Raw genomic sequence first — 20871 nt, 5'->3', positions numbered from 1 at the left:
CTGCTCGCGATGAGGGCGGTTCATGCAACATTTTCGTTGACTGACAAACCGCTATCGCGAGCAGGCTCGCTCCTACAGGGCAAGCACTACTTGCCGGTGATCATCGGCAGGTTCAGCCCTTGTTCCTTGGCGCAGTCGATGGCGATCTGGTAACCGGCATCGGCGTGACGCATGACGCCGGTGCCCGGGTCGTTGTGCAGCACGCGAGCGATACGCTCGGCCGCTTCGTCAGTACCGTCGCAGACAATCACCATGCCCGAGTGCTGGGAGAAGCCCATGCCGACGCCACCGCCGTGGTGCAGGGACACCCAGGTCGCACCGCTCGCGGTGTTCAACAGAGCATTCAGCAGTGGCCAGTCGGAAACGGCATCGGAGCCGTCCTGCATCGATTCGGTTTCACGGTTCGGGCTGGAAACCGAGCCGGAGTCGAGGTGGTCGCGACCGATCACGATCGGTGCCGACAGCTCGCCGCTGCGCACCATTTCGTTGAACGCCAGACCGAGCTTGGCGCGCAGGCCCAGGCCGACCCAGCAGATACGCGCCGGCAGACCCTGGAAGCTGATGCGCTCACGGGCCATGTCCAGCCAGTTGTGCAGGTGGGCGTCGTCCGGGATCAGTTCCTTGACCTTGGCGTCGGTCTTGTAGATGTCCTGCGGATCACCGGACAGCGCCGCCCAGCGGAACGGGCCGATGCCACGGCAGAACAGCGGACGGATGTAGGCCGGTACGAAGCCTGGGAAATCGAATGCGTTTTCGACGCCTTCTTCCTGAGCCATCTGACGGATGTTGTTGCCGTAGTCGAAAGTCGGTACGCCCATTTTCTGGAAGTCGAGCATGGCTTTGACGTGGACGGCCATCGATTGCTTGGCGGCCTTGACCACAGCGGCTGGCTCGGTCTTGGCGCGGGCGCGGTATTCGTCCCAGGTCCAGCCGGCCGGCAAGTAACCGTTGAGCGGGTCGTGGGCACTGGTCTGGTCGGTGACCATGTCCGGGCGCACGCCGCGCTTGACCAGTTCCGGAAGGATTTCGGCGGCGTTGCCGCACAGGGCGATGGAAACCGCCTTGCCTTCGGAAGTGTATTTGGCGATGCGGGCCAGCGCGTCGTCGAGGTCTTTGGCCTGCTCGTCGACGTAGCGGGTCTTGAGGCGGAAATCGATGCTGATCTGCTGGCATTCGATGTTCAGCGAGCAGGCACCGGCGAGGGTTGCGGCCAGTGGCTGGGCACCGCCCATGCCGCCGAGGCCGGCGGTCAGGACCCACTTGCCGGTGAGGTTGTCGTTGTAGTGCTGGCGACCGGCTTCAACGAAGGTTTCGTAGGTGCCCTGGACGATGCCCTGGCTGCCGATGTAGATCCAGCTGCCGGCGGTCATCTGGCCGTACATGGCCAGGCCTTTGGCGTCGAGTTCGTTGAAGTGTTCCCAGGTCGCCCAGTGCGGCACCAGGTTGGAGTTGGCGATCAGTACGCGCGGGGCGTTGCTGTGGGTCTTGAACACGCCGACCGGCTTGCCCGATTGCACCAGCAGGGTTTCGTCTTCGTTCAGGTTGGTGAGGCTCTCGACGATCTTGTCGTAGCACTCCCAGTTACGCGCCGCGCGACCGATGCCACCGTAGACCACCAGCTCTTTCGGGTTCTCGGCGACTTCCGGGTCGAGGTTGTTCATCAACATGCGCAGCGGCGCTTCGGTCAGCCAGCTCTTGGCGGTCAGCTTGTTGCCGCGGGCGGCACGGATTTCGACGTCACGAAACTTAGTGGTTTTGTTGTCAGTCACGAAAAAGACTCCTCAGCGATCAATTCAAACCAACCCTGGCAGTGGGCAAGCAGCCTGTGCGCCTCAGTGCGCGACAAGCGAATCAGTGGACGCTGCGGAGAGTCTCGATCGACTCATACGCATACGTCTTTACTTGTACATACAAGCATATGCAATCAAGCGGCCAACTTGTTGGAGGGCTGTTCAATAAAAATTCCGAACAGGGCTGCAGAGCGCCTGAATCAAGGGCTCTGGCGTCCATGAAATTTTTCGCGGGGTGGATTGAGGGTGACGAGAGGTTGTTACGGAAGCGTGGTTCTGCGCCACGCTGGGGCGTTCGGTAACAAGTTGGTGCGCATTTCGGGAACGTCGGGACGAAAAAAAACCGCTGCTTTCAAAGCAGCGGTTTTTGATCGTTTCCCACGAAGAGCGTGTGAAGGATCAGCGCGGGGACAGTTCGATCACGCAGCAGCCGGCATTCACGGCGATCTCGGTCAGCCCGGTGTTACCGTCCAGTTGCAGACAGTCATGGCGGCCGAGTTGCGACGCACTGTCACCGACCGTGACCTCCAGCAATTCGCTGACGCTGAAGACCAGCACGGTGCTCGCCGAACTGAAAAACCGCTGCTCGCCGTCCAGCCATTGCAGGCGTGCGCTGTAACGCTGGGGCGAGTAGATCAGGTTGAAGTCGCGGATCGCGCCGCCGAGCAAGGTGCAGGACACCTGGCTTTCGCCGCTGAAGGCAAACGGGTCGAGGGGTAACAACGGCCGGGTATCGTCGCCGTCGACACACAGGGTCATGCCGTCGCCCTGCAACACCGTGATGACCCGCTGGTAACCGGCGAAGGTCGAAAAGCCGCCGGATTCGGCGATGTCGGCAATCGACAGACGCCAGCCAAAACCGTCGAGGCCGGCGCCGGCGTCACGGGTGATTTCCTCGGTGCTGCCGCCGCCGTTTTTCCACGGCATGCGCGGGTAGCCTTCGGCGCGTAAAACCTTCAAACCATTCATTTATGCTCTCTATTTATGGAACCGTCCTTCCAGACGATGACGGGAACCGGGGTGAATCAGGCGTGCCGCCGTGACCGGCTGACGACCCGACCAGGTACGGCGGCGGATCAGCAGGCAAGGCTCGCCTTTTTCGATCTGCAGCAATTTGCATTCGGACGCTTCGGCAAGAATCGCTTCGACCACGTGCTCGCCTTCGGTCAGCGGCGCGACCTGGTTCAGGTAGGCGTAAGGCGTTTGCAGGGTGAAGTCCTGCTTGAGGTATTCCGGGGCGACCAACGCATTGACGAAGCGGTCTTCGATTTGCACAGGAATATCGTTTTCGTAGTGCACGATCAGCGAGTGAAAGACCTTTTGCCCTTCGCGCATATCCAGCGCCAGCGCGCGCTCGGAGCCGGCGGCCTCTTCTTCTAGGGTGATCACCTGGCAGGTGTGGCGATGGCCACGGGAGGCGATTTCGTCGGCGATGTTGTGCACCTCGAACAGCGCGGACTGGCTCTTCGGTTCGGCGACAAACGTGCCGACGCCTTGCATGCGTACCAGCAGACCGTCGGCGGTCATTTCCCGCAGTGCGCGGTTGATGGTCATGCGGCTGAAACCCAGCTGGCTGACCAGCTCGCTTTCCGACGGCACGCGGTAATGCGGCGGCCAGTTACCGCTGTCGATCTGCTGGGTGATCATCTGTTTGACGCGGGCGTACAAGGGCGCCGGACTGTCGCCCATGTTCGCGGCCAACGGGGAGACTGGAGGCGGAGTCGGCACGGTGGATCCCTGTTCATTGGTGAAAGTGGCTAGCTTGCCGGAGTTTACCGGGCAGGCAAACGTCTGTATATGTATATACAAATAACACACGATGGGGTGCTGAACCATGTCCGCCTTCTTTGCCGAACGCGCGCTGCTGCCTAACGGATGGGCCAACAATGTACGTCTCGAGGTCAGCGCCGATGGCGTTTTGACCCGAATCCAGGCCGATTCCACTGCAGACGGCGCCGAACGACTGAGCGGTCCGCTGCTGCCGGGAATGCCGAATCTGCACTCCCACGCGTTCCAGCGAGCGATGGCGGGACTGGCGGAAGTGGCCGGCAATCCCAACGACAGTTTCTGGACCTGGCGCGATCTGATGTATCGGCTCGTCGGAAAAATCAGCCCCGACCAGCTCGGTGTGATCGCCCGTCAGCTGTACATCGAAATGCTCAAGGCCGGTTACACCTCGGTCGCCGAATTCCATTACGTCCACCACGATAACAACGGCCAGCCTTATGCCGATCCGGCCGAGCTGGCCCTGCGTATCAGCCAGGCGGCCAGCTCGGCCGGCATCGGTCTGACGTTACTTCCCGTGCTCTACAGCCACAGCGGTTTCGGCGGCCAGACGCCGAACGAAGGCCAGCGCCGCTTCATCAACAGCACCGAAAGTTACCTGAAGCTGCAATCGCGTCTGCAACCGTTGCTGGCACAGCAAAAGGCGCAGTCGCTGGGCCTGTGCTTCCACTCGTTGCGCGCGGTCACGCCGCAGCAGATCAGCGAAGTGCTGGCGGCCAGCGACCAGCAATGCCCGGTGCACATCCACATCGCCGAACAGCAGAAGGAAGTCGACGACTGCCTGAGCTGGAGCGGTCGTCGCCCGCTGCAATGGCTGTATGAAAACACCGAAGTCGATCAGCGCTGGTGCCTGGTCCACGCGACTCACGCCAATCCGGAAGAAGTCACGCTGATGGCCAAGAGTCGCGCCATCGCCGGCCTGTGCCTGACCACCGAGGCCAACCTCGGCGACGGGATTTTTCCGGCGGTGGATTTCCTCGCTCAGGGCGGGCGCATGGGCATCGGCTCCGACAGCCATGTGTCGTTGAGCGTGGTGGAAGAACTGCGCTGGCTGGAATACGGCCAGCGCCTGCGCGATCAGCGGCGCAATCGCTTGTATGGCGCGGATCAGCCGATGGTCGGCCGCACGTTGTATGACGCGGCGCTGGATGGAGGTGCTCAGGCGCTGGGCCAGCCGATCGGTGCGCTGGAGGTCGGCAAGCGTGCCGACTGGATTGTGCTCGATGGCAGCGATCCGTACCTGGCCACGGCCAGCGGTGACGGGATTCTCAATCGCTGGCTGTTTGCCGGCGGCGACCGTCAGGTGCGCGATGTGCTGGTCAATGGTCAGTGGGTTGTTCGAGAGGGCCGACATGCCGGGGAAGAGGACAGCAATCGCGCCTTCACCCAGGTTCTGCGAGAGCTTTTGGGCTGACATAAAAAAACCTGTGGAGGGCGACCTCCACAGGTTTTTTGTTGCGCGTCAGTTGGACGTCTTGGCCATCTGCTGATCCGACGCCCGCCAGATCAGGCGCGTGGTGTCGTAACCCTGCTGGCGCGCCTTGCTCAGCAGTTCCTCACGCACCACACCGTTGACGGTCGGCGTGCGGGACAACAGCCACAGATAGCGACGACTCGGGTCGCCCACGAGGGCGGTCTTGTAGTCATCGCTGACGTACAGCACCCAGTATTGACCCTTCGCCACACCCGGAATCAGGCGCGAGAACCAGGTATCGAACTCAACCCACAGCTTGTCGGTCTTGCCCGGCACCTGTGGATAAGCCGTACCTTTGACCTCTTCCCACTTCCAGTCTGCCGTCAGACAGCGGTTGTACACCGCAATATTGCCGTCGGGCTTGAGCGAGTAACGGGCTTCGGATTGCGCGCAATTGCGCTGGAAATACATCGGCAGACGCGCCAGCTCGTACCAGGTGCCTTGGTAACGCTTGAGATTGACACTGTTGACCGTCTTCGGCGCCAGCGGATCTTCACCGGACGTGGCGCAGCCAGCCAATACCAGGCCGGCCAAAAGGACAAGCAATAACCGCTTCATTGTTTTTCTCCCGTGGGCGCGTGGCCCCGGTTTACTTCAGGCCTTGGCCGGAAAACATCAGCACTTTGTCACCGGCGTACTGCACGCTGATAAAGCTGTTCTTGTCGCCCCAGGTGCAACTGGACATGCCCAGCGCGCCCGAGCAATCGGTGGGCTTGCCAAGCAGCGTCTCGACTTCGGACTTGGCCATGCCGGCCGAGAGCTTCGAATAGTTTTCCTGATTGACCTTGCTGCATGCGGCCAACAGCACGCAAAACGACAGCAGGGCGATAGATCGCAGCGACATGGTGTAACTCCTGGAGCGGAAGGGGGATGGCATGGCGCCAACCAGAAGCTTAGAAGAGAAAACCCCTGTCTGGTTCCCTGGCAGACCGGCTATTTGTTCGCCCGCTCGTCCGGCATTCATCGGTAAATCAGACACTTTGTGGGGCTATTGAGCATTTCGTCGACTTTCACAAAAGCCGCCTAATCTTTGGCGCGCCGCGGTCGAAATAAGAGCAGCGCAAAGCCCGATAGTGTGGCAAATTGCCGCCCTTTGTTGACCAGCCCCTTCGCGGTAGCTCTCTTAATGACCAGAAACATGAAATTCAGCCACAAGATCTTGTTGGCTGCCGCCCTCGTGGTGGCCGTTGCATTCGCCTGTTTCATTTTTTTCAACGACTATCGCCAGCGCGAAGCCCTGCAAAGCAGCACCGAAGCGTCGATGCAGGAACTGGGCAGCCTGACCACCAGCAACATCCAGACCTGGCTGGAAAGCCGCATCCAGTTGCTGCAATCGATGGCGCAACAGGTTGTCGCCGACGGCAACGCCCCGGCCAGCCTGAAACGCATCATCGACCTGCCCGCCTACACTGGCAATTTCCAGCTCAGCTACTTCGGCGGCGCCGACGGCGTGATGTTCTCGGTCCCGGCCGGCAACCGCGCGCCGGATTACGACCCGCGCGCCCGTGGCTGGTACAAGGCCGCCAACGCTGCGCAACAGACCATCGTCACCGAACCGTACATCGCCGCCTCGTCGGGCAAACTGGTCATCACGGTCGCCACCCCGGTGCAGCGCCAGGGCCAGATGATCGGTGTGGCCGGCGCCGACATTGATCTGTCCAGCGTCAGCGCGATCATCAACTCGCTGAACTTCGGCGGCCACGGCCATGCGTTCATCGTCAGCGCCGACGGCAAGATCCTGATCCACCCGGACAGCAAGCTGGTGCTCAAGACCCTCGCCGAGGCCTACCCCAACGGCGCGCCGAAAGTCAGCCCGGGTCTGAAAGAAGTCGAGTTCGACGGCAAGACCCAGCTGATCTCCTTCACCCGCGTCAACGGCGTGCCGTCGGCCGACTGGTACGTGGCGCTGGTGCTGGACAAGGACACCGCGTTCTCGATGCTCAGCGAGTTCCGCACCTCGGCGCTGATCGCGATGGTCATCGCCGTGGTGATCATCATCGCCCTGCTCGGCATGCTGATCCGCGTGCTGATGCAGCCGCTGCTGACCATGGGCCGCGCCATGCACGACATCGCCGAAGGCGAAGGTGACCTGACCAAACGCCTGACCATCCACGGCCACGATGAATTCGGTGCGCTGGGGCTGTCGTTCAACCGTTTCGTCGAGCGCATCCACACTTCGATCCGCGAAGTGTCGTCGGCCACCGGGCAGGTCAACGAAGTCGCCCTGCGCGTGGTCGCGGCGTCGAACTCGTCGATGTTCAACTCCGACCAGCAGGCCTCGCGCACCAACAGCGTGGCCGCCGCGATCAACCAGCTCGGCGCCGCCGCCCAGGAAATCGCCCAGAACGCCGCCCTCGCCTCGCAACATTCCAGCGATGCGCGCAGCCTGGCCGAAGACGGCCAGCAGGTTGTGGATAAAACCATCCACGCGATGCAACAGCTGTCGGCGAAGATCAGCGACTCCTGCGGCAACATCGAAACCCTGAACAGCAACACCGTGAACATCGGGCAGATTCTGGAAGTGATCACCAGCATCTCCCAGCAGACCAACCTGCTGGCGCTCAACGCCGCGATCGAAGCGGCCCGTGCCGGTGAGGCCGGTCGTGGTTTCGCGGTGGTCGCCGACGAAGTCCGCAACCTGGCGCACCGCACCCAGGATTCGGCGCAGCAAGTGCAGAAGATGATCGAAGAGCTGCAAGTCGGCGCGCGTCAGGCGGTCGGCATCATGACCGAGAGCCAGCGCGAGAGCGAAAGCAGCGTCGGCATCGCCAACCAGGCCGGCGAACGCTTGGGCAGCGTGACCCAGCGCATCGGCGAGATCGACGGCATGAATCAGTCGGTGGCGACGGCGACGGAAGAGCAGACGGCGGTGGTCGAGTCGATCAACGTTGATATCAACGAGATCAACACGCTGAACCAGGAAGGTGTGGAGAACTTGCAGGCGACGTTGCGGGCTTGTGCGGATCTGGAGCAGCAGGCGGCGCGGTTGAAGCAGTTGGTTGGCAGCTTCCGGATCTGAGTCGTTCGAAGCCTTCTTCGCGCTTGAACCCGCGAAGACGGAACAACGCTAGACACGCTTGTCACCTCGGACTGACTCAGGACTGAATTAAGACTAAACTCAGTCCTAGTCCACTCAGCGAGGCGCAGCCCGTGAAGCTTTCATCCCAGATCAAACCCATCAGCTACCTGAAAAGCCATACCGCCGAAATCGTCAAAACGATTAGCGAAAGCCGTGAGCCGCTGGTGATTACCCAGAACGGCGAAGCGAAGCTTGTAGTCATGGACGTCAAAAGTTTTGAAGAGCAGGAAGAAACAATGGCTCTGCTCAAACTGCTTGCCATGGGAAATCGAGAAATTGAGGAAGGCAAGTACAGGGACGTTGAAGACGTTTTCGCAGAGTTGGACAGGATCGACCCCCAATGAGTTTGAAGGTCGTTATTCTTCAGTCCACCGAAACAGATCTCAAAGATCTTCGCACCTACCTCATCAAACAGTTCTCACCTCAAACCTGGCATAGCACTTATGCCAGCTTGAAGATCGCTATTCGCAGTCTCGCATCCTTACCCTATTCAGGTTCCATTCCCGAAGAAATAGAAAGGCTGAACCTTGGTCAATATCGACAAGTCATCTCTGGCTTGAATCGCATCATTTATGAAGTCCGAGAGCAAACCATCTATATCCATATCATCGCCGATACGAGAAAAAACCTGCCTGCACTCTTGATGAAGCGTTTGCTTCAAGGCAATCCGTGAGTCTGATGCAGCTTCAGAAACTCGACCCCGGCTGCGAAAGAAACTCCAGCTCCTCAACCGTAGACTCCCGCCCCAACACCACATTGCGATGCGGAAACCGTCCAAACCGCGCAATCACCTTCTGATGCCGCTCGGCATAATCCAGATTGTCGGCAAACACCCCACGCTCCGCTTCCGGCTGTTCAGCCACCAGTTCGATGAATCGCGAGACCGCTTCATTCTGCACCGCGAGGTTTTCGCAGTGTTCGAAGACGAGGTAGATGAAGAGTCGCTGGATCGGTTTCAACTGCCGATCGAAGTCTGCAGCAATCCCCTGAGCCACCAGTTTCTGTGCCCGTAGATCGCCGGAAAAAGCCTTGGGCGTATCGCGAAAGATCATTCGCGGGAGTTGGTCGAGCAGCAGCACCAGCGCCAGCCAACCTTCGGGATGTTGCGTCCACTCGGTCAATTCGCCAGCGAGGGCCTGATCGACAAAGACCCCGAAACGCTCACGCGCTTTGAGGTCCTGGCTGTCTTTCTTGCCGAACCACAACTTGCCCTGTTGCGCCGAAACTTCAGTGGCTGATTCGGCATGACCGAACCACCAATCGAGCAACGGCTGCCAGGGCGCGGTCATGGTTTATTCCTTGTGGTAAGCCGTGGCGCGGGCGACTTCTTCTTTCGAGCCGAGGAACACCGCTACGCGCTGGTGCAGGCCTTCAGGCTTGATGTCGAGAATGCGCTGGTGGCCGTCGGTGGAAGCGCCGCCCGCCTGTTCCACCAGGAACGACATCGGGTTGGCTTCGTACATCAGGCGCAGTTTGCCCGGTTTGGACGGCTCGCGGCTGTCGCGCGGGTACATGAACAGACCGCCACGGGTCAGGATGCGGTGCACGTCGGCAACCATCGCCGCGACCCAACGCATGTTGTAGTTCTTTTTCAGCGGGCCTTCTTCACCGGCCAGCAGCTCCGAAACGTAGCGCTGTACCGGAGCTTCCCAGTGACGCTGGTTGGACATGTTGATGGCGAATTCCTGGGTGGATTCAGGAATGGTGATGTCTTCGTGAGTCAGCACGAAGCTGCCCATTTCGCGGTCCAGGGTGAAGCCTTTGACGCCGTGGCCCAGGGTCAGCACCAGCATGGTTTGCGGGCCGTAGATCGCATAACCGGCGGCAACCTGCTGAGTGCCTGGCTGCAGGAAGGCCTTTTCATCCAGCGCTTCGTTCTGGCTCAGGTATTCGTTCGGGCAACGCAGCACGGAGAAGATAGTGCCGACCGGGGCGTTGATGTCGATGTTCGACGAACCGTCCAGCGGGTCGAATACCAGCAGGTAGGCGCCTTTCGGGTATTTGCCCGGGATCTGGTAGGCATTGTCCATTTCTTCGGACGCCATGCCGGCCAGGTGACCGCCCCACTCGTTGGCTTCGAGCAGGATCTCGTTCGACAGCACGTCGAGCTTCTTCTGCACTTCGCCTTGCACGTTTTCCGTGCCCATGCTGCCCAGAACACCGCCCAGGGCGCCTTTGGACACGGCGTGGCTGATCTCTTTACAGGCGCGCGCCACCACTTCGATCAGGAAACGCAGATCGGCAGGAGTGTTGTTGCTGCGGGTCTGCTCAATCAAATAGCGACTCAGGGTAACGCGGGACATGGACGGCTCCGGTGGAATGGGGGGCTAAAAACCCGCGCAGTTTACAGGGAGTCTGAAACCGTAGCGAGCAATGACGCCGGTAACGTGCGTCGGGGGCAATTCCTGCTATCAGACGTGATCGAACCGAGAGAGTTCAGGCACCGGATTCAGCGTAGATGCAAACCCGACGGGTGTGGAGGTCACACCCGTCATATTCACGACTTGGCCGACGGCTTGCGCAGCAGACTGAAGGCCATCGCCGCCAGAAACAGCACACTGAGCAGCAACACCGCCCACAGGCCGAATTTCTTCCAGTTGATATCGGTGGTCGCAGCCGTGGTGGCCGTCGAGGTCTGAGTCGCCAGCGCTTTACCCTGCACCGTGGCCTTGCCCAGTGTGGCCAGTTTCTCCGGTTTGAAATCGGGGATCAGCGTGGTCAGCGGCAGGTTCGCCGTCTTCACGGTCGGATTGCCCAGCGCCAGGCTGTACGGTCCGTCGCCGCGCGCGAGGAAAATGACCTGAGTGGCGCGCACCGCGTATTTCAAGCTCGGCGCCTGCTCGCCGAGACCGCCACCGCGTTCGTCGACCGTCAGTTTCAACTGCTGCACGGTTTGGCCGTAGAGCTGCAATTCGTTCTGCACCACATCCTGGCCGTTCTGGGTCAGACGATAGAGCAAGCCGCTGCTCAGCGGTTGCCACGGCAGGCTGCTTTCGCGACGCCCCGACAACGTCACCGGTGCGAGGCTGTTGGCCTGTTTCAGTTCGACCTGCACCCGCTCGATGTTCAGCCCCATCGGCAACTGCCAGGTGTATTCCCCGGGCTTGCCGCTGCTGCCGGCCAGTGCCGGCGACCAGACCAATGGCAGCGGCAGGTTGCGCGGGTCGCTGCTTTTCAGTTGCGCCGACGTCAGGACCGGCGCCGAGGCCGGCGAATCCCACAGCAGACGCAGATAGCGAGCCGATTGCCCGGGCAGCGCCACTTCATGTTGCTCGACCCGTTCGTCGGCAAAGGTCAGGCGCGCGACCTGACCTTCGCCCCAGGCTTGCCAGTGCTGCAAGTCGTCGCTGGCCTCGATGCTGAAACGCTGGAAGCCGTCGCGCTCGCTGGTCCAGTCGAGGATCAGTTGCTGCAACGGCGCCTTGATCGCGCTGGCGTCGAGCAGCCAGCCGCGCAGCACTTCTTCCCCGGCTTCGAGCTGGCTGGACGGCTGCACTTCCACCAGCGTACCGGTGGTGGTGGATTGCACGCGTACGCTCGGCGCGCGCTCGGTGGCATCCGCCGAGTTGTACAGGGGGAACCACTTCACCTCATGCAACTGACCGTCGTCGCGGGTCTGCGCTGATTCCCGGGCCAGCGCATAGGCCTGCGGTTCTCCGGCGGCGTTGAACACTCGCAGATCGCTGAGATCAGTCTGGCGCGCCTGCAACTGCACGCTCAGCGGCAGTTCGAGGCGATACCACGGGCCGGAACCGCTGACCGACAACGGTACCTGCGCGGCGAAGTCCGCCGGTTTTTCCTGGGCGCCGGCCGCCATGGCCACGCCCAGCAACAGCCACCCGAGATTAAGCTTGCGACTCAAGACGACACTCCTTCGGTTTCCGGGGCCGGTTGGTCCGACACCGGTGCAGCTTCAACGCGTTTGGGCGGCAGCGGCGCAAAATAACCCACCACCAGCAACAACACACCAACGCCGATGAACGAGACAATCCGGGCCAGTCCGCCACGGTTGCTCAATTCGACAAAGATCAGTTTGGCCACCACCAGCGCAATCAGCGCCGCGCCGATCAGCCACACTTCGCGGCGATGGCGCAGGTGCCCGCCGATCATCAGCCCGAGCGCCATCAACGTCCAGACAATGGACAAGCCGGCCTGCACCAGCATCGAGTCGAGCAACAGATCCAGCTCGAACGGAATGCCCGCCCAATGGTGCGCGGCGCGGGTCACCAGCGCGGTGCAGAACGCAAACAGGGAAACGCCAGCAATCAGTTGCGTCGCGTAAGCGGCGTAATCCTGGCGGATCGACAGCTCGGCGACGGCGCTGCGCGACCAGACGTAGACACCGAACAGCGCAAACAGCAGACCCAATTCCAGCGGGTTGAGCAGCGGCACATAAGGCAGCGGCTCGGCATTGCCATCGCTGATGCCATTGGCCAGCCAGAACCAGATCAGCATCAGCACCGCCAGCGGCGCCGCCGCATACAAACGGTATTCGCGAGGGAACGCCGCCACCGGCCATGGCCACTGACGCGGCGCGGCCATCAGCAACAGATACACGCTCGGCAGAATCGCCCAGCCCAGCCAGCGCCAGGCGTTGTATTGCTCGGACAACAGCAGCAGGCCGTAGCGTAATTCCAGCGCCAGCACGCCGATCAGCAGCCAGCAACCGAGCACATGAGCCGTGCTCAAGGCCCGTGCCGGCAGCATCGGTGCCAGACGTCGCAGGCTGATGAAATGCACAACGAACACCGCCGCCCACGCCAGCCAGCCGAAATCCGCCGCCGGGTGATAACGCGAATGCCACGCGGCCAGCAACACCAGCCCGGCCGCCGGAATCAGCAAGGTGCAGAGCAACCCGAGCGACGGCCATTTCAGGCGCAAGGCCAACAGTGTCCACAACGCGGCGCTCAGCGCAGCGACCAGCAGCAACAGCGGCCCCTGCAGATTCAGCGGCGCAAACCGCAGCACTTCGCTGACCCACGCCAGCGCCCACCAACCAGCGCCCCACACCAGCAACACGTCGGACAGGCGCTGCAGACTCAGCACGTCAAACGCCGAGGCGTGATTGCCCAATTGCAGGCGCCACGCCCCGATCATCGCCGCCAGACCCAGCACCAGCGGCGTCCAGAATCCGCCATGGGCCAGCGGTCGCAGCCCCTCGCTGGACAACGGCCCCAACAACTCGGGGCCGGCGAGCAGAAACGCCGCGCCGCCGATCAGTTGCAACAGCAGACCGAAGACAAAACTCACGCGCTGCTTGAGGTACAGACTGAGCCAGATGATCAGCAAGCCACTGGCCGCCCATACCGCGCTCGCGGTCTGCCATGGCAGCACGAACAACACCGCCAGATTGATCAGCACCAGACCCGCCAGCAGCACCACCGACAACCCGCGCAGCAGACGAACATCGCTGCGCACCATCTCGTCGCGCGCCGCCAGCAGCATGCCGGCGATCAACGCCAGACCGATCAATGAGGCGCTGAACAGACCGCTCCAGCCAGCGCTGAACACCGCCGCCGAATCCTCGCCCGCCCCTTGCAGGCGCAACAGGAACAACGCCCCGCCGAGCAGTTGCACGGCAAACGCGGTGAACAGGAACGTGCGCGATTGCAGGCGCAAGCCGACGAACAAGGTCGCCAGCCCGGCCAATGCCCAACTGATCGCCGTGCCCTGAATGAAGAAGAACAGCGGCGCCAGCAAATACAGGAAGGTCAGCCCCAGGCACGCCAGCACCGGCAAGCCCTGACGCTCCCACAGCGAGGTTTGCTCCGGCGACGCCTTGCGCAATTGATAGAAGCTGAACAACAAGGCCGCGCCGAGCATCAATGCGCCCAGCGGCGCAGCGTCGAGCAGGCTGCTTTCGCCAACCCGCAACTGACTGAGAAACGCCAGCGCCGAACCCAGTTGCAGCAGCAATGCGAAAGCCCGGGCCAACGGCCGTTGCTGACGCAAACCGAGCCAGAAAATCCCCGCGCCCTCCACCGCCCAGGCCGCGGACGTCCAGCGTGCATCCAGCCCCAGCGGAATCGCCAGGCTGGCGAAAATCACCCCGAGCGCCAGGCAAGTCTCGCCCAGCAACATCGCCCGACCGCCTATCAGCATTCTGGCGAGGGCCATGTAGATCATGCCCAGCGCCAGCGCACTGAACGCGGCAGCGAATTCCAGATGCTGGACCAGCGCGAATTGCAGGCCGAAACCCACCAGCGGCGGACCGAACAGCATCGTCCCGTCGACGTAATCGCCCTTGCGCGCCGACCAGTGCAGCAGCGCCTCGCGGTCACCGTCCGCCGGGGCATCCGGCATGTCCAGCAACTTGCGCCGGGCGAACAGCAGACCGATGGCCAGGTACATCAGGAAGAACAGAAGCAGGAACGGTTCGGTGCTCCACAGCAGTTCCGGCGTGTACAAACGCAAGCCCCAGGCGAAACCGATGCCGAAGGTGCCCACGAAGCCGATCAGGTTGAGCAGGCGCCAGGCCTTGAACCAGGCGATGGCCAGAATACCGGCGTTGAGCAGCGCGAAATAACTGAACAGCGCGACGTGGTTGCCGGCCCCGGTGGAGGTCAGGATCGGCGCGGCGAAACCGCCCAGTGCGGCGACGCAGGCCAGGGCCAGGGAATCCTGGGTGATGGCCAGAATGGCCGAAAACACCGTCACCGCCACCAGCAAGCCCAGCGCGGCAGACGGATCGAGCAGCGGATGCAGACGCATCGCCGCAAACACCGTCAGGTATAGCACCGCGATCCCGGTGCCTTGGAGCATCAAGGCGTAGCTGTTGTTGCGATGGCGCAACCACCAGCCCAGCGCCAGCAAGCCCAACGCTGCTGCCGCAACTCCGGCGTAACGCAATTCGATCGGCACCACCATGCCTTCGGTGGCGTAGCGCAGCAGGAACGCCAGACCGAAGAACAACAGCACCACGCCGACACGCAGCACAGTGTTGCCCCCGAACAGCCAGTTTCGCGCAGCGCTGATACCGCGTTCGATGAGGTTCGGGCCACGGGGCTCGGCGGGTTGTCGGGGTTCAGGTTCAGGCGTAACGGCGTCCAGACGCCAGACATCGACCGGCAGCGGCTGGCTGGATTCGCTGGCGGCGACGGCAACAGGTTCGAGTTCGGGTGGCAGTTCCCAGACCAGCTCGGGTTCTGCGGCAGAGGGTTGTTCAACTACCGTGACGGGCTCAACGACCGTTGCGCTGGCCGGGGCGACACTCGGCGGCGCTGGCGAATACGCCGGAGCACCCTCCAGCAGAAACAGTCGCTGCTCGACGCCCTGCAACGCGATCTTCGCGTGATCCAGCTGACGCTGTTGCTCGGCAGCCTGTGAACCGAGCCGCGCGATACGCATCGCCTGGCCGATGGCGAGCCCCAGCAACGCGCCCAACAGCGCATCGCTGAACGACTCGTCGAGCAGCCAGCCGAGCAGCAGCCCGATCAACATGAACATCCATTGCATGGTCGATATCCCTGAGCAGCCCCGTAGCGGGGCGGAACCAAGGCTCAGTATATCGGCCCGGCCCAACAATCGTGGGGCCGGGCGCACATTTGTCGCTAAAAGTTACTCCAGTGCCTTCCAGATATCCGTAGCGTACTCGCGGATCGTCCGGTCGGAGGAGAACCAGCCCATGCGCGAAGTATTCAGCACCGCCGAACGCCACCAGTTATTGGCGTCGTGCCAGAGCGCATCGACGCGCATCTGCGCCTCCCAGTAGGAGTCGAAATCGGCGCAGACGAAGAACCGGTCGTAATCCACCAGCGAATCGATCAGCCCGGTGTAGCGCGACGTGTCGTCCGGCGAGAACACCCCGCTGCGGATCGCCTGCAACACATCATTGAGGCGATGGGACGCGGCAATGTCCGGCACCGCGCTGAACTCGTGGTTCTGCTTGCGCGCTTCGACCTGCTGGGCACTGAGGCCAAAGATAAACATGTGCTCGGCGCCGATGCTCTCGCACATTTCCACGTTGGCGCCGTCGAGGGTGCCGATGGTCAGCGCGCCGTTGAGGCCGAACTTCATGTTGCTGGTGCCCGAGGCTTCGAAACCGGCGGTGGAGATCTGCTCCGACAGGTCCGCCGCCGGAATGATGCTCTCCGCCAGGCTGACGTTGTAGTTGGGCAGGAACACCACTTTGAGCAGGCCACGCACGGTCGGGTCGTTGTTCACCACCCGGGCGATGTCGTTGGTCAGCTTGATGATCAGCTTGGCCTGGTGATAACTCGCCGCGGCTTTGCCGGCGAAGATTTTCACCCGCGGCACCCAGTCGATTTCCGGCTCGGCGCGGATCGCCTGATACAGCGCGACGGTGTGCATAAGGTTGAGCAACTGGCGTTTGTATTCGTGGATCCGTTTGACCTGCACGTCGAACATCGCCGCCGGATTGACCGCGATCCCCAGCCGTTCATGGATCAGGTAAGCGAGGGCTTTTTTGCTGTGCAGCCGCTGCTCGGCGAAGGCTTTGCGGAAGGCGGGTTTTTCGGCGAACGGCTCAAGATCGAGCAGACGCTCTTCAGGGTTGTCCAGCACGTCGGCGCCAAGGGCATCGACCAACATCGACGTCAGCTCCGGGTTGGCCTGGTACAGCCAGCGGCGGAAGGTGATGCCGTTGGTCTTGTTGTTGATTCGCTCCGGATACAGCTTGTGCAGCTCGGCAAATACGGTTTTGCGCATCAGTTGCGTGTGCAGTCCGGACACGCCATTGACGCTGTGCGAGCCGAGAAACGCGAGGTTGCCCATGCGCACTCGGCGGCCGTTGTCTTCCTCGATCAACGACACCGCGCGCAGCACGTCGAAATCGTGGATGCCCTTGGCCCGCAACGAATCGATGTGCTGGGCGTTGATCAGGTAAATGATCTGCATGTGCCGCGGCAGCATGCGCTCCATCAGCCCCACCGGCCAGGTCTCCAGGGCTTCGGGCAACAGCGTGTGGTTGGTGTACGACAGCGTGTCGACGGTGACTTGCCACGCCGCGTCCCAGGCCACGTCGTAGACGTCGACCAGTTGGCGCATCAATTCGGCAACGGCAATCGAAGGGTGGGTGTCGTTGAGCTGAATCGCCGCGTGATCGCCGAGGGTCAGCACCGAGGTGTGCATGTTGCGATGACGGCGCAGCAAGTCCTGAAGCGACGCAGCGACGAAGAAGTATTCCTGACGCAGGCGCAGTTCCTGCCCGGCTTCAGTGCTGTCCGCCGGGTAAAGCACGCGGGAGATACTTTCGGCCCGGGCCACTTCGGCGACGGCTCCGAGGTGGTCACCGGCGTTGAAGCGCTCCAGGTGCAGGTCTTCCATCGCCCGCGCCCGCCACAGGCGCAAGGTGTTGACGCTCGCCCCGCGCCAGCCGACCACCGGGGTGTCGTAGGCAATGGCCCGGACGGTTTCCGCCGGGTGCCAGACTTGCCGGGACTTGCCGCTGGCGTCTGTGACGGTCTCGACGCTGCCGCCAAAGCCGATCGGATAGACCACCTCTGGCCGCTCGAACTCCCAGGGGTTGCCGAAATCCAGCCAGTGCTCGGTCTGCTCCTGTTGCCAGCCATCGACGATGGCCTGACGGAATAACCCGTGCTCATAACGAATGCCATAGCCGTGGCCGGCGATACCGAGGGTCGACATGCTTTCCATGAAGCACGCCGCCAGCCGTCCGAGGCCACCGTTGCCCAGCGCCGCGTCCGGCTCCAGGATGCGGATGCGCTCGAGATCGACGCCCAGTTCGGTCAAGGCTTCACGGGCGACGTCCAGCAAACCGAGGTTGCTCAGGCTGTCGTACAGCAAACGGCCGATGAGAAATTCCAGCGAGAGGTAATACACCCGCTTCTGGCCTTTGCGGTAAATCTGCCGGGTGTGGTCCATCCAGTGCTCGACCATGTGATCGCGCGCCGCCAGGGCGATGGCTTCGAACCAGTCATGGTCGAAGGCGTGATCCGGGTCTTTGCCCACCGCATAGGTGAGTTTGGTCAGGACGGCGTCGCGGAATGCGGCCACCTCTGCTTCGCGAACTAGTGGTTCTTGAGTCATCGATAGGACCTCGAGCGAGCGGGGAGTTGTCAGAGCCTAGACGGTCTGACCGACGGTAAGGGCTCTGGTTCGGCAGTTTTTACCGAGAGTGTGAGATCGACCGGCATTACTTTGTCATATGCCTCAATGAATGCAGGGGCCGTGCCGAATTGTCGCCCCTGCAAACGCGCGAAGAAAAAATCTGGCGAAAGGTTGTTCAAAATTCCACCCGTCCCGGTATGATCGCGCGCCCTGATGCACACGCCTGGTAAACACCGATGATGAAGCCCAACCTGATCGCCGCAGCCGAGATCGACCGTCTCGATACCTGGGCCAAATATTCGGCCCCGATGTGCGGCTCGTGCGTTTCCAGCTGCTGCACGCTGCCGGTCGAGGTCAAGATCAAGGACCTGGTGCGCATCGGCGTGGTCGACGAGTTCGAACTGGGCGACCCGCCGAAGAACATCGCCAAGCGCCTGCAAAAGGAAGGTCTGGTCGAGCGCTTCAACCAGAAGTCGGGGATTTTCACCCTGCAGCGCATGAGCAACAACGATTGCTACTACCTGGATCGTAAGAGCCGCCTGTGCACCATTTATGACAAGCGCCCGGACACTTGCCGCAACCACCCGAAGATCGGCCCGCGCCCGGGTTATTGCGCGTACAAGCCGAAGGAAGTGGAGCGGGTGCAGAACTCCCGTTCGATCGAGAAATTCTGATCTGCCCTGATATGTTCGGCGGCTGATCGGCCGCCTTCGCTGGCAAGCCAGCTCCCACAGGTTTTTTTGCTGTACACAAACTTTAGGTACGACTCAAAACACTGTGGGAGCGGGCTTGCCCGCGATAGCGACGGAACAGACACTGCATAAACCCCAGACAAACAAAAACGCCCCCGATCTCTCGACCGGGGGCGTTTTTTTCAGCCTTGGCTAAATCTTATGCCTTGGCTTTCTTGGCAGCGCGGGTACGCTCGCTTTCGTCCAGGATCTTCTTGCGAAGACGGATGGACTTAGGAGTCACTTCGCACAGCTCGTCTTCCTGGATGTATTCCAGAGCCTGTTCCAGGGTGAAGCGAACAGGTGGGACCAGAGCGATGGTTTCGTCTTTACCCGAAGCACGCATGTTGTCGAGCTTCTTGCCTTTGGTCGGGTTCACACCCAGGTCGTTGTCGCGGGAGTTCTGACCAACGATCTGACCGTTGTAGATCTCCTGGCCGTGTTCTACGAACAGCTTGCCACGAGCCTGCAGGGTTTCCAGGGAGTAGGTCAGCGCCTTGCCGGTTTCAACCGAAACCAGAACGCCGTTCTGACGGCCGGACATGTGGCCCGACTTCACTGGAGCATAACGGTCGAAGATCGAGGTCAGGATGCCAGCACCGTTGGTCAGGGTCAGGAACTGGTTACGGAAACCGATCAGACCGCGAGCAGGGATGTTGTATTCCAGACGAACACGGCCTTTGCCATCCGGCACCATGTTGCTCAGGTCGCCTTTACGCAGACCCATCTCTTCCATGACCTTGCCCTGGGATTCTTCAGGGATGTCGATGGTTACGTTTTCGAACGGTTCCTGCTTCACGCCGTCGACTTCACGGATGATCACTTCAGGACGGCCCAGGGCCAGCTCGAAGCCTTCGCGACGCATGGTTTCGATCAGTACCGAGAGGTGCAGCTCACCACGGCCGGAAACCTTGAACTTGTCAGCCGAGTCGCCTTCTTCAACGCGCAGTGCAACGTTGTACAGCAGCTCTTTGTCCAGACGATCCTTGATGTTACGGGAAGTCACGAACTTGCCTTCTTTACCGCAGAATGGCGAGTCGTTTACCTGGAAGGTCATGGAAACGGTTGGCTCGTCAACGGTCAGAGGCTTCATCGCCTCGACGTTGTTGATGTCGCACAGGGTGTCGGAGATGAACAGCTCGTCGAAACCGCTGATGCAGACGATGTCGCCGGCCGCTGCTTCTTCAACGTCAACGCGGTGCAGACCGTGGTGACCCATCAGCTTCAGGATACGACCGTTGCGGCGCTTGCCGTCGGCGCTGATAGCGACAACCGGAGTGTTCGGCTTGACGCGACCACGAGCGATACGGCCAACACCGATAACACCCAGGAAGCTGTTGTAGTCCAGAGCGGAGATCTGCATCTGGAACGGACCGTCACGGTCAACAGCCGGAGGCGGAACGTGGTCGACTACCGCCTGGTACAGCGCGGTCATGTCTTCGCCCATGGCGGTGTGGTCCAGACCGGCGATGCCGTTCAGGGCCGAAGCGTAAACAACCTGGAAGTCCAGTTGTTCTTCGGTGGCGCCCAGGTTGTCGAACAGATCGAAGATCTGGTCCAGAACCCAGTCAGGACGCGCGCCCGGACGGTCAACCTTGTTGATGACCACGATCGGACGCAGGCCGGCTTCGAAAGCCTTCTTGGTCACGAAACGGGTTTGCGGCATAGGGCCGTCCTGGGCGTCGACCAGCAGCAGCACGGAGTCAACCATGGACATTACGCGCTCAACTTCGCCGCCGAAGTCGGCGTGGCCCGGGGTGTCCACGATGTTGATGTGGTAGCCGTTCCAGTTGATGGCGGTGTTTTTCGCCAGAATGGTAATGCCGCGCTCTTTTTCCTGGTCGTTGGAGTCCATCACGCGCTCGTCGTTGAGCTCGTTGCGCTCCAGGGTGCCGGATTGACGCAGGAGTTTGTCTACCAGGGTGGTCTTACCATGGTCAACGTGGGCAATGATGGCGATGTTGCGTAGATTTTCGATCACTT

Annotated in this window: 16 protein-coding genes; 5 read left to right on the top strand and 11 right to left on the bottom strand. The window is 61.4% G+C overall.

Translation table 11 applies throughout. From position 1 onward, the window contains the following. Positions 1-86: 86 nt before the first annotated feature. The 3 genes from hutU to hutC all read right to left on the bottom strand — a co-directional run bounded on the left by hutU (position 87) and on the right by hutC (position 3479). Positions 87-1769 carry a urocanate hydratase gene (hutU, locus tag ACTJK9_RS09125; RefSeq protein ID WP_039764719.1) on the bottom strand — a complete coding sequence of 561 codons (1683 nt, stop codon included), beginning with the start codon at positions 1767-1769 and terminating at the stop codon, positions 87-89. Positions 1770-2189: 420 nt separating this feature from the next. Continuing rightward, a complete protein-coding gene (locus tag ACTJK9_RS09120) occupies positions 2190-2759 on the bottom strand; it encodes a HutD/Ves family protein (RefSeq protein ID WP_440813434.1) in 570 nt (189 codons plus the stop codon). A gap of 9 nt (positions 2760-2768) precedes the next feature. After that, positions 2769-3479, bottom strand: a complete 711-nt coding sequence (gene hutC / locus ACTJK9_RS09115) for a histidine utilization repressor (RefSeq protein WP_170844914.1) — start codon at positions 3477-3479, stop codon at positions 2769-2771. Positions 3480-3624: 145 nt separating this feature from the next. Between hutC and ACTJK9_RS09110 the strand changes: the two genes are divergently transcribed. Then, positions 3625-4989: a formimidoylglutamate deiminase gene (locus tag ACTJK9_RS09110; RefSeq protein ID WP_064592855.1), complete on the top strand. Its 1365-nt coding sequence runs from the start codon at positions 3625-3627 to the stop codon at positions 4987-4989. A 48-nt stretch (positions 4990-5037) separates the two neighbouring features. On the opposite strand, the gene ACTJK9_RS09105 is transcribed toward ACTJK9_RS09110, so the two are convergent. Together ACTJK9_RS09105 and ACTJK9_RS09100 are read right to left on the bottom strand one after the other, a co-directional pair. After that, positions 5038-5607: a lipocalin family protein gene (locus tag ACTJK9_RS09105; protein WP_064592853.1), complete on the bottom strand. Its 570-nt coding sequence runs from the start codon at positions 5605-5607 to the stop codon at positions 5038-5040. A 31-nt stretch (positions 5608-5638) separates the two neighbouring features. Continuing rightward, positions 5639-5893 (bottom strand): hypothetical protein, encoded by a 255-nt coding sequence (locus tag ACTJK9_RS09100; protein WP_016772095.1) that lies wholly within the window; start codon positions 5891-5893, stop codon positions 5639-5641. A gap of 282 nt (positions 5894-6175) precedes the next feature. Here ACTJK9_RS09100 and ACTJK9_RS09095 point away from each other — a divergent pair, with 282 nt between their 5' ends. The 3 genes from ACTJK9_RS09095 to ACTJK9_RS09085 all read left to right on the top strand — a co-directional run bounded on the left by ACTJK9_RS09095 (position 6176) and on the right by ACTJK9_RS09085 (position 8801). Next, positions 6176-8068 carry a methyl-accepting chemotaxis protein gene (locus tag ACTJK9_RS09095; RefSeq protein WP_221398512.1) on the top strand — a complete coding sequence of 631 codons (1893 nt, stop codon included), beginning with the start codon at positions 6176-6178 and terminating at the stop codon, positions 8066-8068. Between the two features lie 131 nt (positions 8069-8199). Continuing rightward, positions 8200-8472 carry a type II toxin-antitoxin system Phd/YefM family antitoxin gene (locus ACTJK9_RS09090; protein WP_039764708.1) on the top strand — a complete coding sequence of 91 codons (273 nt, stop codon included), beginning with the start codon at positions 8200-8202 and terminating at the stop codon, positions 8470-8472. Beyond that, the gene (locus ACTJK9_RS09085) at positions 8469-8801 is read left to right on the top strand and encodes a type II toxin-antitoxin system RelE/ParE family toxin (protein WP_440813427.1); all 333 of its coding nucleotides are present in this window, start codon (positions 8469-8471) and stop codon (positions 8799-8801) included. The genes ACTJK9_RS09090 and ACTJK9_RS09085 overlap by 4 nt, the downstream gene beginning before the upstream one ends. Before the next feature lie 13 nt (positions 8802-8814). On the opposite strand, the gene ACTJK9_RS09080 is transcribed toward ACTJK9_RS09085, so the two are convergent. From ACTJK9_RS09080 to ACTJK9_RS09060, 5 genes are all read right to left on the bottom strand, one after another. Then, positions 8815-9417, bottom strand: a complete 603-nt coding sequence (locus ACTJK9_RS09080; protein ID WP_440813424.1) for a DUF924 family protein — start codon at positions 9415-9417, stop codon at positions 8815-8817. A 3-nt stretch (positions 9418-9420) separates the two neighbouring features. Further along, the gene (locus ACTJK9_RS09075; RefSeq protein ID WP_007952492.1) at positions 9421-10431 is read right to left on the bottom strand and encodes a class 1 fructose-bisphosphatase; all 1011 of its coding nucleotides are present in this window, start codon (positions 10429-10431) and stop codon (positions 9421-9423) included. A 194-nt stretch (positions 10432-10625) separates the two neighbouring features. Further along, positions 10626-11990 carry a DUF3999 domain-containing protein gene (locus ACTJK9_RS09070; RefSeq protein WP_221398510.1) on the bottom strand — a complete coding sequence of 455 codons (1365 nt, stop codon included), beginning with the start codon at positions 11988-11990 and terminating at the stop codon, positions 10626-10628. Continuing rightward, positions 11987-15583: a DUF2339 domain-containing protein gene (locus ACTJK9_RS09065; RefSeq protein WP_440813421.1), complete on the bottom strand. Its 3597-nt coding sequence runs from the start codon at positions 15581-15583 to the stop codon at positions 11987-11989. The genes ACTJK9_RS09070 and ACTJK9_RS09065 overlap by 4 nt, the downstream gene beginning before the upstream one ends. Positions 15584-15685: 102 nt before the next feature. Continuing rightward, positions 15686-18136 (bottom strand): glycogen/starch/alpha-glucan phosphorylase, encoded by a 2451-nt coding sequence (locus ACTJK9_RS09060; protein WP_039764697.1) that lies wholly within the window; start codon positions 18134-18136, stop codon positions 15686-15688. A gap of 257 nt (positions 18137-18393) precedes the next feature. Between ACTJK9_RS09060 and ACTJK9_RS09055 the strand changes: the two genes are divergently transcribed. Further along, on the top strand, positions 18394-18831 hold the full coding sequence (locus ACTJK9_RS09055; protein WP_007961740.1) for a YkgJ family cysteine cluster protein: 438 nt from the start codon (positions 18394-18396) through the stop codon (positions 18829-18831). Positions 18832-19048: 217 nt separating this feature from the next. Here the strand turns inward: ACTJK9_RS09055 and typA are convergent, their stop codons facing one another. Then, positions 19049-20869, bottom strand: a complete 1821-nt coding sequence (typA, locus tag ACTJK9_RS09050; protein ID WP_007952502.1) for a translational GTPase TypA — start codon at positions 20867-20869, stop codon at positions 19049-19051. Positions 20870-20871 lie beyond the last annotated feature (2 nt).

The sequence above is a fragment of the Pseudomonas sp. 22082 genome (assembly GCF_052046055.1).
Taxonomy (GTDB): domain Bacteria; phylum Pseudomonadota; class Gammaproteobacteria; order Pseudomonadales; family Pseudomonadaceae; genus Aquipseudomonas; species Aquipseudomonas pharyngis.
This window is presented reverse-complemented; position numbering and strand designations above follow the sequence as displayed.

Excerpts from the sequence above, each read along its gene's own strand:
- ACTJK9_RS09110 (WP_064592855.1), top strand. The coding sequence starts at position 3,625 with ATGTCCGCCTTCTTTGCCGAACGCGCGCTGCTGCCTAACGGATGGGCC.
- ACTJK9_RS09060 (WP_039764697.1), bottom strand. The coding sequence starts at position 18,136 with ATGACTCAAGAACCACTAGTTCGCGAAGCAGAGGTGGCCGCATTCCGC.
- ACTJK9_RS09085 (WP_440813427.1), top strand. The coding sequence starts at position 8,469 with ATGAGTTTGAAGGTCGTTATTCTTCAGTCCACCGAAACAGATCTCAAA.
- ACTJK9_RS09120 (WP_440813434.1), bottom strand. The coding sequence starts at position 2,759 with ATGAATGGTTTGAAGGTTTTACGCGCCGAAGGCTACCCGCGCATGCCG.
- ACTJK9_RS09100 (WP_016772095.1), bottom strand. The coding sequence starts at position 5,893 with ATGTCGCTGCGATCTATCGCCCTGCTGTCGTTTTGCGTGCTGTTGGCC.
- hutC (WP_170844914.1), bottom strand. The coding sequence starts at position 3,479 with ATGGGCGACAGTCCGGCGCCCTTGTACGCCCGCGTCAAACAGATGATC.
- ACTJK9_RS09080 (WP_440813424.1), bottom strand. The coding sequence starts at position 9,417 with ATGACCGCGCCCTGGCAGCCGTTGCTCGATTGGTGGTTCGGTCATGCC.
- ACTJK9_RS09075 (WP_007952492.1), bottom strand. The coding sequence starts at position 10,431 with ATGTCCCGCGTTACCCTGAGTCGCTATTTGATTGAGCAGACCCGCAGC.
- ACTJK9_RS09105 (WP_064592853.1), bottom strand. The coding sequence starts at position 5,607 with ATGAAGCGGTTATTGCTTGTCCTTTTGGCCGGCCTGGTATTGGCTGGC.
- ACTJK9_RS09065 (WP_440813421.1), bottom strand. The coding sequence starts at position 15,583 with ATGCAATGGATGTTCATGTTGATCGGGCTGCTGCTCGGCTGGCTGCTC.
- ACTJK9_RS09095 (WP_221398512.1), top strand. The coding sequence starts at position 6,176 with ATGACCAGAAACATGAAATTCAGCCACAAGATCTTGTTGGCTGCCGCC.
- ACTJK9_RS09055 (WP_007961740.1), top strand. The coding sequence starts at position 18,394 with ATGATGAAGCCCAACCTGATCGCCGCAGCCGAGATCGACCGTCTCGAT.